15 protein-coding genes are annotated in these 14,284 nt (G+C 56.5%); 2 read left to right on the plus strand and 13 right to left on the minus strand.

Annotated elements, in window-relative coordinates:
• Positions 1-989 precede the first annotated feature (989 nt).
• The 9 genes from KVP70_RS15825 to KVP70_RS15865 form a co-directional block, all read right to left on the minus strand.
• Entirely contained in the window at positions 990-1,391 is a 402-nt protein-coding gene (locus KVP70_RS15825; RefSeq protein ID WP_217943193.1) for a hypothetical protein, read from the minus strand.
• 141 nt (positions 1,392-1,532) lie between these two features.
• Positions 1,533-2,072 (minus strand): hypothetical protein, encoded by a 540-nt coding sequence (locus KVP70_RS15830; RefSeq protein ID WP_217943194.1) that lies wholly within the window; start codon positions 2,070-2,072, stop codon positions 1,533-1,535.
• 120 nt (positions 2,073-2,192) lie between these two features.
• Complete coding sequence (locus KVP70_RS15835) at positions 2,193-2,636, minus strand: hypothetical protein (protein WP_217943195.1); 444 nt, start codon at positions 2,634-2,636, stop codon at positions 2,193-2,195.
• A gap of 36 nt (positions 2,637-2,672) precedes the next feature.
• Positions 2,673-3,206, minus strand: a complete 534-nt coding sequence (locus KVP70_RS15840; protein WP_217943196.1) for a hypothetical protein — start codon at positions 3,204-3,206, stop codon at positions 2,673-2,675.
• A 418-nt stretch (positions 3,207-3,624) separates the two neighbouring features.
• On the minus strand, positions 3,625-3,876 hold the full coding sequence (locus tag KVP70_RS15845; RefSeq protein ID WP_217943197.1) for a hypothetical protein: 252 nt from the start codon (positions 3,874-3,876) through the stop codon (positions 3,625-3,627).
• A gap of 84 nt (positions 3,877-3,960) precedes the next feature.
• The gene (locus KVP70_RS15850) at positions 3,961-4,335 is read right to left on the minus strand and encodes a YajD family HNH nuclease (protein ID WP_229224856.1); all 375 of its coding nucleotides are present in this window, start codon (positions 4,333-4,335) and stop codon (positions 3,961-3,963) included.
• Positions 4,336-4,847: 512 nt separating this feature from the next.
• Entirely contained in the window at positions 4,848-5,465 is a 618-nt protein-coding gene (locus tag KVP70_RS15855; protein WP_217943198.1) for a YdeI/OmpD-associated family protein, read from the minus strand.
• 327 nt (positions 5,466-5,792) lie between these two features.
• Positions 5,793-6,470, minus strand: coding sequence for a PEP-CTERM sorting domain-containing protein (locus KVP70_RS15860; RefSeq protein WP_217943199.1), 678 nt, complete (start codon positions 6,468-6,470; stop codon positions 5,793-5,795).
• A gap of 19 nt (positions 6,471-6,489) precedes the next feature.
• Positions 6,490-8,667, minus strand: coding sequence for a phosphocholine-specific phospholipase C (locus KVP70_RS15865; RefSeq protein WP_217943200.1), 2,178 nt, complete (start codon positions 8,665-8,667; stop codon positions 6,490-6,492).
• A 785-nt stretch (positions 8,668-9,452) separates the two neighbouring features.
• Here KVP70_RS15865 and KVP70_RS15870 point away from each other — a divergent pair.
• Together KVP70_RS15870 and KVP70_RS15875 are read left to right on the plus strand one after the other, a co-directional pair.
• Positions 9,453-10,709: an MFS transporter gene (locus KVP70_RS15870; RefSeq protein WP_307730279.1), complete on the plus strand. Its 1,257-nt coding sequence runs from the start codon at positions 9,453-9,455 to the stop codon at positions 10,707-10,709.
• The gene (locus KVP70_RS15875; protein ID WP_217943201.1) at positions 10,702-11,604 is read left to right on the plus strand and encodes a hypothetical protein; all 903 of its coding nucleotides are present in this window, start codon (positions 10,702-10,704) and stop codon (positions 11,602-11,604) included. Before KVP70_RS15870 ends, KVP70_RS15875 begins: the two co-directional genes overlap by 8 nt.
• A gap of 24 nt (positions 11,605-11,628) precedes the next feature.
• On the opposite strand, the gene KVP70_RS34290 is transcribed toward KVP70_RS15875, so the two are convergent.
• The 4 genes from KVP70_RS34290 to KVP70_RS34295 form a co-directional block, all read right to left on the minus strand.
• Entirely contained in the window at positions 11,629-12,093 is a 465-nt protein-coding gene (locus KVP70_RS34290; protein ID WP_262311762.1) for a histidine kinase dimerization/phospho-acceptor domain-containing protein, read from the minus strand.
• Positions 12,094-12,215: 122 nt separating this feature from the next.
• Positions 12,216-13,238: an FUSC family protein gene (locus KVP70_RS15885; RefSeq protein WP_217943202.1), complete on the minus strand. Its 1,023-nt coding sequence runs from the start codon at positions 13,236-13,238 to the stop codon at positions 12,216-12,218.
• Positions 13,238-13,810: a cysteine hydrolase family protein gene (locus tag KVP70_RS15890; RefSeq protein ID WP_217943203.1), complete on the minus strand. Its 573-nt coding sequence runs from the start codon at positions 13,808-13,810 to the stop codon at positions 13,238-13,240. Before KVP70_RS15890 ends, KVP70_RS15885 begins: the two co-directional genes overlap by 1 nt.
• Positions 13,704-14,252, minus strand: coding sequence for a helix-turn-helix domain-containing protein (locus tag KVP70_RS34295; RefSeq protein WP_229224857.1), 549 nt, complete (start codon positions 14,250-14,252; stop codon positions 13,704-13,706). Before KVP70_RS34295 ends, KVP70_RS15890 begins: the two co-directional genes overlap by 107 nt.
• Positions 14,253-14,284 lie beyond the last annotated feature (32 nt).

Raw genomic sequence — 14,284 nt, forward strand, 5'->3', positions numbered from 1 at the left:
AAAGCGACGGCGAACCCGGCGTCAAGACCATCTGGCTTGGCATGAAAGAGATCTACGTCGCCGCGAAAACAATGGGGAAATTACGAGACCGGGCCAACGCCAAGAATTGTGTATAACGGCGTGGGTTTACCTCTTGATCGAGCAGCGCATACAACAACCTTGCATCGATGAATGGCAAAGAAATCGAGGCTGGCCGATACCTGCGTTCCCGAGTCACCCCGAGTAGCAATGCCAATTGATTCCTTTCCGACTCTAATAACAGCTGCGACTTCACGCCCCGTTAAATACAGATAGTGCACGATCGATGCTTTTTTCTTCTGAATCGCCCATCGCAGAAAGTCATCAAAGGTCCATTTAATGGTAGTGCTCTTTCCTACCTTGCCTGGTCCTGTGAGGATCAACATTTGCTTTTTCATTTATTGCCTATTCCTTGAATTCTCAAATGCGATATGCGTCCGCTGCTGGCCGGTTGCTGAAGCCAGAAAAGAGACATTTTAGTTATCATTGTCTCCTCCTTGTTTGGAAAATGCGAATAAGTTATGCCCCTAACTTCCCAAATCCTTAATGCTAAAGCATTTCGAATTTCCCCCGCCCGCCGCATGTGGCACAAGGTGCAAGCCCTCTTCCTCGGGCCTCCGACTCGCTCAATTGATACCCGGCCTTGCATTTCCCACAAGACATACTATGATAAACCCTGCCAGTTCTCGATATCCTAACGAGAAATATCGCTTTCCCATTTTTCACCAATTCATTTTGCCGTGCTCGCTCAGCATTATTCACAATAATCGCTACGGCAACGACCACTACCATAACAATTGAAACTACGATATAGAATTCATCGCCGCCGCTGCCGCCTTTTGCATAAGTCGACGATGAAAATAGGAGACCAAATAACATGGTTGCAATTCTTATTTGCAATTCCATCTCCGATAAGGCTGTGGTTAGGGCAATTTACCAATGCCTGGATTTGGCCGCATTCAGTCGGAATGTTACGTAAAAAGTGGCAGTAACATGGCGCTGACCAAAATCCCAGTCACAAAACCAGCTACCGCCATAAATGCCCATAGTATTAGTCCGAAATTCATCTCTGCGTTACGCGCAGGCAACCAAAGCGCTTCAAGCATTAGGGCAACTGGGACAGGTGGTCGTCGTTCATTTTTCAAATCTAACGTCGCAAGAAACGCTAAAATCAAAGCAACCAAAATGCTGTAGCCAAGCATGCTTAAGAACCAATCGGAAGGAATCCACTTGGTACACGCTGCCCCTGCTACAACTGTCCCGAACAAACACAGGGCAGGTGCGGGTCGAAATTGTTTGTTTTTTAGCATCGAGAATTTAGTTAGAAAGACTATTTGAACGTCTGCAGCTGGCCCCACGCGGTAATGGTCCACAGAGTAGCATTTTGTTCAAGTGAAAATATCACGAATTATCACACTAGGCCAAAACCGCCCTAAGTTGCACCTTCGAAATCTCCGACGCTTTAACCTCTCAGCGCAACGTATCTGACAACTGTTTGAAGTTTTTCTCGTCTCTCATATCTCAGACTCGATGAACTTATCTCTGAAGTTTGTAAAAAGCATCTGCCGAATCAGAGGGACAGGCGAAGGTTTGCGAATGGGGAGCCAAATACGATGTTCGGCTCCGCAAACCTGAACCCAGAGCTGGTAAGCGCCACGCCAACGGCTCGGATTTTTGGTGAGAATTACTAAATTTACTTCCGACAGGAGAAAGGTATTCTTCCTCCACGGTACATTTCCGTAGCAGAGGACCACGCCGTCCTCAATTTTTATGAATGGAGTTCTTCTTTGATAGATTCCAACAACTATGCCGAAGATTCCGAAAATACAGAGTAGTGTTATCGAAATATAATAGAAAATATTAGAAATTTCTTTCTGGTGACGCAGCCAAATACCGAAGAACTGCGGGATCACTATCAAGAAGAAAATAAATACAGCGGAAGCCTGATTGGCATTTTTCCAGCGGCGTAGGATTGAGTCCTGGGCGACGTCGGGACCTCGAGCTTTGTATAGCAATTGATCGCCTATCGCGTCAACCTGTTCTTTTGATAGCATTTTTGATTCCGACTGTATTCGAAGGGGCTAAGCTAAATGAGATCGGCATCGCAGTCCCATCCATGCATATGATTCTAAAAAGGTGCCGGGCCAATGTCCGTTGCTGGCCGATTTCGGAAATCAGGCTCTCGCCTCATAAGCTTCTGTAAGCTTTTGCAGATGAGCTCGCTCGTCATTTGCAACCGAATTTCCTTGGTCAATCAAAACGGCATGAATGAGATAGTACTCCGTCTCGTCTCTGATGATGCCTCGCTTAATTATGCGCTTGTAGCTCGCCGAGTATCGACGCGTAATTTCTGACACAGTGACGATACCGGCTGATTTGAACGCCTCATCAACAGTAGATTTCGCTTCTCTGCTCCAGTTGTTCGTTTCTTCGACAGTATCGTTGGCAGCTTGACGCAAACCCGCTAGTGCTTTGGATTTTCCGAACTGTTCGACTACTCTTTCAATTGTTTTTGCTGGATGAATTTCCGCCGTCGAGCTAACCTTCCAAACGACTGTAGCGAAGTGACTCACGTAGGCCAACAATTCGTCATACTCCCTTTCACGCTCAGGTGTCATTGCTATCCTTCGTTTTCAAAGGTCTGCTGCTGGCCGTTAGCCGCGACGGTCGCTCAGCAGGTCGATCTCCACCTCTCGCGACACCAAGCAGAAGTACACGTAAATATCGCCTTTTCCATACCCTGCATTAGAGCCTCCGCCATGTCGCGCCCATGGCTCCTGTATGTAGCACTGCCCGTATTCCAGTTCATCAGCCAAACCGTTGACCGAGTTAAATTCACCACTTCGAAGCACTTTGTTACGAATCTCGTCTGCGACAAGGAAATCGTTAAAAAAATAATCCACGTTGCGGTCCACAAAGGTGGACTGACCACGTTGCACGTCAAGGAAAAATACCGCCTCATACTTTGGCGACCAGAAGAACAGGTCGCCGGACCATGTAATGGTAAGTGCCACGACATCTGTGCCAATCAACCAAGCCCACGGCATCAAGGTTTTCGCCGCTAAATTTTGCCCAGGCACTGTAATCAAACCGTGCTCGTATAGTCCTGAACGCACACAGCCATCTGCAACGCTTACGAAGCCATCTTCCGCAGCGGAAGTTAGAGAAAACCAGTCAGAGAAATTCATTAATTGATGCCTAGCTTCACATAAGTTTCAACAGACCGCTTTTGGCCGGTATCGGTCTATGCCATTACGGCATTACCGTTGCGCCGTCAATGGCTGCACTAAAGGCCAAAAACAAAAAAGCTGGGATGAGTACCACGAGCCACAATGATGAGAGCGCTAGTCGCGAAGCAAGTGCACACCCTCTAGTAAGTCGAAAGATACCCGCAAACGCGACAAGTAAGAAAGCAACACAGGCTGTTAAAAAATATATTGGTTGGCCCTCCCAGCTTGAGTGCCTCCAAAGTGAGAGGAAATAAAACCAAAATATAACTGGAAATGTTGCAAGCATCCAGTTAGCTGCGAGACCCATATGACTACGTAATTCCAACCTCATATTAACCTTTTTTAAAATGTCCGCCACTGGCCATTTTCGGCTGTGCTATTTCTTTGATTCAGAATGAAATGCAGCCGCCTTTAGAGCGTCTCTATCCTTTTCAGCGTTCACGTTCTTATCAACGCAATCAGCAAAAGTGTCGGTCCCTGGTGTGAATCCATAACGCCCGCATGCTGTCTTCGCTTGATTGACGTACTTCATTTCTTGGCTATCTTGGTAACCGTTATAGGCCCCCTGGACCTCGGCGCATCCAACAAACACCACGAAAGGCGTAATGAGCAGCAATTTGCGAAGCATAAGTGATTCCTCGTATAAGTTTTCTTTGTCCGCACTGTCAGCTTGTGGCCGGTTGCGGCGCCTCGCCTCTGGTCCACCCTACCGTTACTCTTTCTTTTTCATCAGACCGGCCAATGAGGAAAACGGATTATGCGTGGCCGGCGCGACCTCGGCCGATTTCAGGCCATGTCCCCGATCGGCCTCAAGATAGCGCGAGTGTTCGTTGTCGTGGCAGTAAAGGCACAGCAATTCCCAGTTGCTGCCATCAGGGGGATTGTTGTCGTGATTGTGGTCACGATGATGAACTGTAAGTTGCGACACATTGGTATGCGTGAATTCGCGCATGCAGCGCCCACACACCCACGGATACATTTTCAGCGAGCGCTCGCGATAGCCCAGCTCGCGCTGGTCAGCCGCGCGCCGTGCGTCAGCCACAATTTTGTCCAACCGCGCGGCGTCCGGTTTTTTCCCAACGGTCATGCTTATTCCTTCCATTGCTGTTAAATGTCGGCCGGCAGCGCTCACCGTCGGCCGGCTCGGCCCCTGGCGACCCGTTGCAGGCCTTCGCTCAGCGTTAGACCAGCCGCTTAATAGGAATATCTATAGTGACTGCTCCCGGCCTACACGAACCTATTTGAGAACAACTGTTCGAAAAATCTCATACGCAACAAGAGCAAAAAACAAGTACGCAAACCAAGGAACCAAAAAATATGGCACCGCCGGAATGTGAATTACCTTATCCAATATCAGATACACCGTAGAAAAAACAAAAGCGGTAGCGAGCAACCAGTTCTTTTGCTTAATGAAGAGACCTGCGCATGTCACCGTACCTGCCAAACCAATAATCGTTGCAATCTGCATGTTAATTAATTAATAAAATATATGTTACTAAGAATACCGCTGCGGCAAATGGCCGTCAACGCTCTGCTTACCTCAACAATGCCTGCACTTGGCCGCTTGAGTTCGTCTTCGCGAAGAAACGCCCCTTACGCTTATGTCGCGTCCTCGTCGGCCTTGCTCCGCTTCTTCGCCATGATCGGATGAAGCGTCTCATGCCGAGCCAGCATGGCTGCATACTCCTGTGCCTTGCGTAGTTTGGTCTCAGGCTTTATTGCTGTCTGAACCCGGAACAACACCGCATAGCGGTTTTGCGAATTGAGAGTGGCGAAAAATTCGGCTGCGCCGGGGTGGTCAGCGAATGCAGCTTGAAGTTCGGGCGGCACGCTCGCCATGCTAGCCGATTCGTATGCCGCATCCCATCGACCATCTTTTTTCGCTCGCTCGATTTCAGCCAAGCCGCTCGGCTGCATCTTACCCTCTTCAATATACCTAAGCACCTTCTCACGATTGACCTTGGACCATAGACTGCGTGGGCGACGCGGGGTCCAGCGCTGCAAATAGTGATGGGCGTCGAGCGAACGCTTCTGGCCGTCGATCCAGCCGAAGCACAATGCAACTTCCAATGCCTCTTGATAGCTTACGCTAGGGACCGGGGCTCCCTTTTTCGAGTGCTGCAGCCACACCCCGTCAGAGCCGTCGTGATGGGCTGCCAGCCAATGCGCAAACGCTCCCTGGGATGGGAACAGCATCATCTCAACATCTTCTGCCATTGAATCACTCCGATATTTTTTAGTCAGGCTGCCGGATCTAGCCGTCAGGTTCTGGCCGGACTTGGTCTACGGGGGCAGCATAACAGTTTGTCCATATGAAAAAAACGCAAATTGTCACCCGATGGTGCGGGTCGAGCGCAGGTAGCGCGGGACGGTGTTTCTGGAGATGCCCAACCACCTGGCGCTCTCTCTCAAGGGATCTCCTCGCGAATGGATCGCGGCCATACCGGCGGGATCGGCGCCACCGTCACCGTCTGGCACGGACGGCAGGGGTACTGTGGGCGGAGGTGGCGGTGCACCTCTCCCCTACCGCTGATCGACAGCGCGTTAAACCGCGCCGAGCGTATTGCGGCGGAGCGCCCCGACCAACAAGCCCAAGCCCAGCAAGAACATCGACGCCATGCCCGGTTCCGGTACCGGGCTGGTAGTATCCCGCGCGATGAAGGACAGGTTATCCGCGTAGCCATCGTTGTCGTTCGAAGCGAGACGCTCCATCGACAGCCAGAACGACAGCTTGCTGGTGCCAGCAGGCATGATTCCCACGGACTCCCGGTAGTACAGGCCCGTCTGGTTGCCGCGATCTTGCGGGGTGACGGGACCGATCGAGGCGTTTCCTATCTGATTATTCGCCGCATCGAGAAACTGCACAAAGAACAGTGCGTTATCGCCCTGGCTGGTCCAGCCGCCGAGCCATCCGCTCAGGGAATAGGAACTGTTCCGGGCGGTCGCCACGCCGAAGTCCAGGGTCTGAGTGCCCACAGCATACTGCCCGAGGCCGGCGAACATCTTGGTTCCGCGATCGACCGGGCCAGGCTGGGTGGGAAGCACCCAGTTGTTGCCATAGTCCACCGACTGGGCCATGTCGTAACCCGGGTAGCCGGTCCACCCGCTCACGCCTGCTTCGGCATCGCCGTTGACAATGAGGTTATGACCGTAGATGACATCAGCCTTGCCACTACACGCCACGGCGAACAAGGCCGCGGCAACGAAAAATCTGCACTTCATGAGAAGCTCCTTATAAAAGTCAAATGACCCGGTACTGGTCAAGTTGCGCTGCCCCGCGCATCGCAGGGTCACTGATAGACGGCAAGCCGTTTTCCAGATGGCCGGCGAAGCGGCGCATCCAGCCCGGCAAGCCAGCCACACGCAGGCTGTAGTCGTACCAGTTGGAACTCGATGCCAGGGGAAGCCGGACGGCGCTCCTCGAGCGTGCGACGACGCGCACTTCCAACGGCTTGCTCGCGTAATACTTGTTGGCGATGAGTACGAAGGTGCATGGCTGTGCGCCATTGTTGACCAGGTCGATGACCAGCTCGCCGGCGCTGCGTTCGGCGCGCAGGCTCATTTCCGGCCATGCAGCGTTGCCGTCACCGCGCACGTCCCCAACGATGTGGCGATGAAAGCCGTTCGGTCCCAGTACCCAGAGATCGTAGGCGGATGCGGTGTTCCATTGGCCTTTGAGCTGCTTGCCAGGTTCGACCGTATAGCGGCGCGGGACCTGCTCCAACGCCAGGCGGTCGTACACATGAAACACCGCCCCGGCCTCGCCCAGGTTGTCGAATCTGAGCTCCACCTGGCCGCCTCCGGCCGGCACCTGTGCCTGCACCTGGAGTTCGTAGGGCAGAGCGCGTGCCGGACGCACGCCGGCAGCCTGGACGGGCGCCGTCAGGGTGGTCGGCGTTGCGGGTACCTTGGTGTTCGGCAGGCTCAGCGCCATCGAACGCCGCGCAGCCGTTTCCGGCAGCAGTTGCGTGAAGCCGTTGTCGTTCGGGTTTGCGAAGTCGAAACAGGACAGCAGGTTGCCGCTCACCGCCCGGCGCCATGGGCTGATCAGCGGCTCGCGCACACCGAAACGCGCCTCGATGAAACGCACCACCGATGTGTGGTCGAAGACCTGCGAATTCACCCAGCCGCCCTTGGTCCATGGCGAGATGACATACATCGGAACGCGCGGCCCAAGACCGTAGGGGCGATGGTGCGTGCGCGCATCGGCGCCGTTGAGCACATGATGGTACTCGCCGGTCGTGTCGACGGTCGATGCACCGGCGAGCTGCGACTGCGCCGGATTGCTGCTGTAACTCGTGTACGCAGGGACCGCCGGCGGTGGCATGTGGTCGAAGAAGCCGTCATTCTCGTCGAAGTTGATGATCAGGACCGTCTTGCTCCAGCTCTCAGGATTGGCGGTCAGGGCGTCCAGCACGCGCGCGATGTAGTCGGCGCCCGACGCAGGACTTGAGGGCCCCGGGTGCTCGGAGCCTTCGGCGGTCGCGACGACCCAGCTGACCTGCGGCAGGCGGTTGGCCAGCACGTCGGCCTTGAGCAGGTCGATGTCACGCGTCGTGGTGCCGCGATCGCGCAGGGATTGCGAATAGCCCGGCCGGCGATACCACGCGTTGCGGAAAGAGCGGAATCCAGCCAGCGAGTTATCGGTGAAGTTGTCCGCCATGTTCTGGTAAACCTGCCAGCTGACACCCGCCGCTTCGAGTCGCTCCGGATAGGTGGTCCACAAGTAGTCGGTGGACATGTCCGGATTGAAGTCGTCGCGGCTGTTGTCCGTCGATGGGCCGCCTGCAGCCGCCAGGGGATCGTTGTGACCGCTGAACAGAAACAGCCGGTTTGTGTTGGTGCCGGTCTTGGTTGCGCAGTGGTAGTGGTCGCAGATGGTGAAGGCACGCGCGAGCGCGAACTGGAAGGGAATGTCGGCGTCAGCGTAATAGCCCATCGCGCGGTTCTGCTTGACCGTGCACCAGTCATTCATACGTCCTTGGTCCCACGCCAGCTGGGCGTCGAGCCAGGCATGCGGCGTCCCGGCCACGCGCATGACGGGAAAGTCCTGCACCGTATTGAGACGGAACGGCGCGATGGCGCTGCCCTGGGGCCAGTTGGGCCGGCCAGGCACCGGCGCCCCTCCGACAGAACGCTGCACGAAGACCGATTTGCGATTGAAGAGATTTTGCCGGTCCATCACCGGAATCGGAAAGGGATCACCGAATCCCCTTACCCCTTCCAGGGTGCCAAAGTAATGGTCGAAACTGCGGTTCTCCTGCGTCAGCACGACGATATGCTCAACATCCTGCAGGCTACGAGTGCGCTGGTTGGCGGGAAGTGCCAGCGCCTTTTGGATGGACGGTGGAAAGGTCGCAAGCACGGCACTTGCGCCGGCCGACTTGCCCATTTTGCGGAGGAAGTCACGTCGGCTCATGCCTGCACCTGCGTGCGGGCGCGCGCGAATTTGGAAATATGCATTTGATTGATCCAGGTCGGTTGTCGGGGAAACATGAATACTGAAGTCATGCAAGGCCGCAGCTTACGTAACAATGATGAAATGTTGATGACATGACATGCAATCGGCCGCCGGTCGAGTTCGACGGAATCGAAACCGTGAACAGCAGGCAGTATCTGGATAGGCGCAGCGAACAATGGCCTGCTGAAGTTCGACCCAACCGACTTGAAGGATGAGTCGCTGAACGTGGTGCAGAAAGGAAGGAGGAGTGCTCCGGCATGATCGCAGCGCAAGACCAGTTCGGTCAGACGACCATGACGATGACCGCGCGCTACGTGCGCAACAGGCGCAACAAGATCGTCGAACCGAGGCCTGTGTGTATGTTGGTGCTCCGAGCCGGAATCGAACTTCTCATATTTTCAATGGGTTAGCGCGCGGATGCGTAAATTTTGCGTAAAGCCGACGCCCCGTCCCAAACACTCTTTACGGTTCTGTATACCGTCTCCATGCAAGCGATCTTTCCCACCGCCGCCCCAACTGCGTTGCGATATCGTGTTCACCCATGGAACCGCACTGCGTCACGCCGCTCAATAGCACTTACCAAACCGCATAGTCCAGCTAGCACTGATAGACGTGCACGCGGTGATTCGGTCCTATTTCTTGACCATCGACCGCGGCGGCCGCTACTTCGAGGTCAGCATGGTAGCGGCACTCCGATTGCAATCCCGGAGAAAATTTCCCAACTTAAGAAAAACGTCTCTGTCATGCAGACCTCATTAATCCCCCCCGAAGGGACAAGGAAACAAAATCTCCTTCCGAACACATCAGCTTCCGTCGCTAGCACCGGTATGTCCCGATGGCTGACCTTATTGCTGGCCTGTGCCTGCGGCCTAATTGTTGCCAATATCTATTACGTACAGCCCTTGATCAGCCTGATCGCTCCAGACATAGGCCTAAGTAACGCAGCAGCCAGTCTGATCGTCACCCTCACACAAAGTGGCTACTGTATCGGCTTGTTACTGCTGGTGCCGCTAGGGGATCTGGTCGAGAACCGACGCCTGATCAGTTGGACCATGGGCGGCGTTATTCTTGCCCTGCTGTTAGCGACTGTTGGGCCCTCGGCGCCCTGGTTCTTGACCGCATCACTATTAATCGGCGTCTCCTCAGTCGCAGTGCAAATGCTGGTACCCATTGCAACTCACCTCGCTCCCGCCGCTACGCGCGGCCGCGTGGTCGGCAACGTCATGAGCGGCCTGTTACTGGGCATCATGCTGGCACGGCCTGTTTCCAGTCTGGTCGCCGGCGCGTTTGGCTGGCGCACCGTGTTCGGCGCGTCCGCTGCTCTGATGCTGCTCCTGCTGCTGGTATTGCGCCGCTTTCTGCCCCTGCGTCGCCCAAGTACTGCCCAAAATTACTCCAGCTTGATTCGCTCACTCTGGGTGTTGCTTCGAGACACGCCAATCCTGCGTCGGCGCGCCGCTTACCAGGCCGCGATGTTTGCAGCGTTCAGCCTGTACTGGACCGCCGTCCCGCTACTGCTGTCCGGCCCGACATTCCGCCTGACTCAAAACGGCATCGCCTTGTTCGCGCTGGCTGGCGCCGTCGGCGCCCTGTCCGCCCCCATAGCAGGTCGCCTTGCCGACAGCGGTCACAGCCGCATCGCCACCAGTCTGTCCCTGCTGATAGTGACGTTCGCCTTCCTGCTATCAAAACTACACCACTCGACGTCGTTAGCTGCTGTGTTGGCAGCTGGCATCCTGCTCGACATCGGTGTGCAATGCAACCTGGTGCTTGGACAGCGCGCTATCTTCGCCCTTGGCGAAGCCACGCGCAGCCGCTTGAATGGACTCTATATGGCGATATTCTTTGCCGGCGGTGCACTCGGCTCGGCGATCACCAGCGCAGCCTATGCCGCCGGCGGCTGGGACTTGGTCAGTTGGATCGGCTGCGCCTTCCCGGTGCTCGCCTTGCTCCTCTACCGCAGCGAATTTGCTCAGACACAAGCCGCTTCCAATGACTAATCAAAATTCAGGCGACCAACCAAAAGACATGGAAAAACTCGTGAAGAACACACTCAAATTCACCGCCCTCCTGCCCATTTACGCCACTCTGTTCAGCTGTGGCGGTGGCGGCCCGGCAACTCCCCGTGTCGATCAAACCACAGTCGAACACGTACCAGTACGGGCCGGCTCTCAACGCGCCGCCGATGGCGTCTGGTTTGGCAGCAACGGTCAAGGTAGCCCGGCTTTCGCGCTTGTCGCTCCCTTGGGGATGTGGACGGACTATACCCAATTTTTCTTCGCTGACAACGCAGGCGCCGACAGTTATCTTGCTACTTATTCCGGCTATTTGACGCTCAACAATAACGCCATCGAGTCCACGAATGTCATCGATCTCAACGGAATATTGTGCCATGGCATGCGCGGCTATGCCGATGCTTCGAATACCCTGTCAAGCGAATTCTATATCCGCAGAAACAGCACCGCCACAACGATGTCCAAATACAGGCTCACGTATAGCGTCGAAAACAACCGGCCGCCGAGGCTCGACGATCTGCATGGCAACTATTCGCGCAAGGCGCGCACCCTGCCGGGGTATGGTGCCTACGATACAAGCACTGCACCAAGGCTCGCCATTGATAGCAAAGGCGGTCTGGTCGGTGAGCTGCGCGGCTGCATCCTGCACGGCGATCTCAACATTATGGACCCAGAAAAAAACCTGTACTCGCTTAATCTGTACGCCAAGCCCGACATTGGCGGTATCTGCGCCGTGGGCGCGGACGAGGTCAATTTGACGGGGCTAGCCTCTCTGGTGACCCTGCCGAATGACAACGTCCAGAGTCTGATCTTCTCCACCAATGGCGTTGGCCGAGGAGGTAAAACGCTGATGCTGGCCGGCTCCGTCCCCAAGCAATAACGCGAGGGTCGGACAAGACCCTGATCACCTGCCTTGAAAAGGCCGAGATGGATGCGCTGCTACGCCAGCCAGACCGGCATACCGTGCTTGGCACGCGCGACTATACCTTGCTCTTGTTTCTTTACAATAGCGGCGCTCGGGCCGATGAAGCCGCGCGCCTGACCATCGAGCATCTTCATCTCGTGGATCCACCGTCGATTCTCGGCGCAGCGCCTGTTGCGCATTGTCGACGCGCGCCAGGAACAGCGTGTTCTCGATCATGCGCGCCAGCCGTTCGTATTCCTCCGAGTTGGATGCCAGTAGCACATGATATTCCTCTGCTGTGCGTTGGCGCGACAGGGCAACCTGTGTCTCCACCATCAGCGTGTTGACCGGTGTGCGCATGTCGTGCGCCAGCAGGTCGGCGGCAAAGCCGGATAGGCGCTGCACGCCATCTTCCAGACGGTCCAGCATGGCATTGAACGCGGCACCAATCTCGCGCAGCTCCACTGGCGCGTCCTACACCGACAAGCGGGTATTTAGACGGCTGGTGCTGATGTCGTTGGCCTTTCCGATCACTGAGCGCAGCTGGCGCATGCTGTGACCGACAATGATATAACCCAGCAGTGAGTCTACTGCTTGCCGCCATCGACCTTCACTATGCCGAATCCGTCCAGCGCAGCGGTATGCACCGCTAGCACGAATGCTATACCTATCGTGCCGCCTATCAGCACATTGATCAGCCGCTCAGCCGCGATCGATGCAGCATTCCCGGCAATGACAATAGTCAGCGCGCTGAAAGCGCAGCGCAGGCCGAATCCCACCACATAACGCCGAAAGCCGACCAGCGTCAGGATCGAAGCCACCGACGCCAGACAAAAGCTGAACAGATTATGCGGAATAAACTGGCTAGCGAGTATGCCCAACGGCACGCCAACCAAGGCACCCACCACGCGGTCGCGCAGCTTGATGCGCGCGCTGCCCGCATCGCCAGTCACTACGCTAGCCGCCGACCAGATCACCCACTGTCCATTGCCCAAATGGTGCCACTGGACCAGCGCAGCGGCGCAGCCCACAGACAGCGCCACGGTCAGCGCCGCAGCCTTCCACGGTTTGCTGCCGCCGAGATCGATATTGCGCCGCAGTTGCCTCCAATAGCCCGACCACGCACCGTGCTCGCGCGCCTGCAGCGCGGCCGACAAGGCCAACGTCGGCAGCAACGCCGCCATCGCAAACGACAGGAACGCCAGACCATGCGCCAGCAGTGCATCAGCAGGCACGCCCTCGCCGCTCTCGCACGCAAGATACACGGCCGGGATAAAAGTAAAATTGCCCACCGAGCGCCATTTGGCGCCGTGTGTGGTCAGCGCGATGGCGGCCGTCGCCAACGCCACGCAGCCGAGCACGAACAGCGGCGGGTAGGCCTGCGCCCACAGCAATCCCATGAAGCCGAAAAGGATCGCCATGCCGTGCAGCACCACGCCCAGTGGCGCCAGGCCGCAGCGTTCCATGCCGATGAAGGTCGACATCGTCACAACGGTGGCCTGCAGCCAGACCTTGTCTCCGGTCCACCAAACGAGCAGCAGCATTGGCACCAGCGCCAGCGCGGCGCGCAGCTGGATGTTTTGCATGGAAGGCAGCGCCAGCGTCGCCATCACATGCCCGTGAGTTCGTCGAAGCGGACGACCTTGGCGATGGCGCCGAGCAGGGCCATCGACGCCTGATGTTCGGCGTCGCTGGCTGCGGCGCAAGCCGCCTCCAGAACGACCACCTGATAGTTGCGGTCATGGGCGTCGCGCGCCGCGCTCTGCACCGCCCAGGAGCTGCTGACGCCAGCGAGCACGACACGTTCAATTTTACGCGCCCGCAGCGCGGCATCCAGGCCGGTGGCATAAAAAGCGCTCACGCGGGGTTTGACGATCACCAGATCTGCCAGCTCGGCATGCAGCTCAGGATGGAATTCTGTACCGGCGCTGCCCAGCGCTAGCGCGCCAAACTCGTGGACGCGGCCGAACAGCGGCGACTGCTTCGGCTGGTCGGCATAGCTGGCATCGAATCCTACTTTGACCAATATCGATAGCCAGCCGCGTTCGCGAGCAAGGGCCAGCGCCTGATTGGCGTTAGCGATCACGCCGCGTTCGGCGGCATGCGCGGCCGAACGCGCGATTTTCCCGCTTGGGTGCATGATGTCGACGATATAGTCGAGGCCGATAAATGCGGTGTTCATGGTCTATCCTTTCAGTACCGAGATGGGGGGATGTTGTAAATGGGGGCACGATGCGCGAGGACAGCGGACAATAATCTAGCACCGCCTCTACCGTCATGACAGGCAGCGGCGGCGCGCCACCTTCATAGACGGCGACGCGCTCCAGCATTTCGCCTGCCGTGAACAGCAACGCGCGCTCTTCTGCAGTTAGGCAGGCGCTGATCGCCTCGGACAGCCAGCGTTCGCGGCGCGCGCGGCTTTCATACAGCAGCCACTGCCCTTCTGCCGTCAACGCCACGCGGATCTTGCGTTTATCGGCCTGGTCGGGCATGCGTTCGATTACCCACTGCGCATTAAGTTCACGCAGCGCCACCGCCAGATTGGAGGAGTGCATTGCCGTGCTCAGCGCTCGCTCGGACGGCATCGCCTGCTTGTTGCTGCGATCGATTGCGCCGAGCAACAAGATGCGCGGCCACGGCTCGACGTCGTTCTGCG

The sequence above is a fragment of the Duganella violaceipulchra genome (genome assembly GCF_019166075.1).
Classification (GTDB): domain Bacteria; phylum Pseudomonadota; class Gammaproteobacteria; order Burkholderiales; family Burkholderiaceae_D; genus Rugamonas; species Rugamonas violaceipulchra.

What these genes read in the sequence shown, in the direction of transcription:
- KVP70_RS15875 (WP_217943201.1), top strand. Translation starts at nt 10,702, where the DNA reads ATGACTAATCAAAATTCAGGCGACCAACCAAAAGACATGGAAAAACTC.
- KVP70_RS15855 (WP_217943198.1), bottom strand. Translation starts at nt 5,465, where the DNA reads ATGGCAGAAGATGTTGAGATGATGCTGTTCCCATCCCAGGGAGCGTTT.
- KVP70_RS15850 (WP_229224856.1), bottom strand. Translation starts at nt 4,335, where the DNA reads ATGACCGTTGGGAAAAAACCGGACGCCGCGCGGTTGGACAAAATTGTG.
- KVP70_RS15885 (WP_217943202.1), bottom strand. Translation starts at nt 13,238, where the DNA reads ATGGCGACGCTGGCGCTGCCTTCCATGCAAAACATCCAGCTGCGCGCC.
- KVP70_RS15840 (WP_217943196.1), bottom strand. Translation starts at nt 3,206, where the DNA reads ATGAATTTCTCTGACTGGTTTTCTCTAACTTCCGCTGCGGAAGATGGC.
- KVP70_RS15870 (WP_307730279.1), top strand. Translation starts at nt 9,453, where the DNA reads ATGCAGACCTCATTAATCCCCCCCGAAGGGACAAGGAAACAAAATCTC.
- KVP70_RS15835 (WP_217943195.1), bottom strand. Translation starts at nt 2,636, where the DNA reads ATGACACCTGAGCGTGAAAGGGAGTATGACGAATTGTTGGCCTACGTG.
- KVP70_RS15890 (WP_217943203.1), bottom strand. Translation starts at nt 13,810, where the DNA reads ATGAACACCGCATTTATCGGCCTCGACTATATCGTCGACATCATGCAC.
- KVP70_RS15865 (WP_217943200.1), bottom strand. Translation starts at nt 8,667, where the DNA reads ATGAGCCGACGTGACTTCCTCCGCAAAATGGGCAAGTCGGCCGGCGCA.
- KVP70_RS15830 (WP_217943194.1), bottom strand. Translation starts at nt 2,072, where the DNA reads ATGCTATCAAAAGAACAGGTTGACGCGATAGGCGATCAATTGCTATAC.
- KVP70_RS15845 (WP_217943197.1), bottom strand. Translation starts at nt 3,876, where the DNA reads ATGCTTCGCAAATTGCTGCTCATTACGCCTTTCGTGGTGTTTGTTGGA.
- KVP70_RS15860 (WP_217943199.1), bottom strand. Translation starts at nt 6,470, where the DNA reads ATGAAGTGCAGATTTTTCGTTGCCGCGGCCTTGTTCGCCGTGGCGTGT.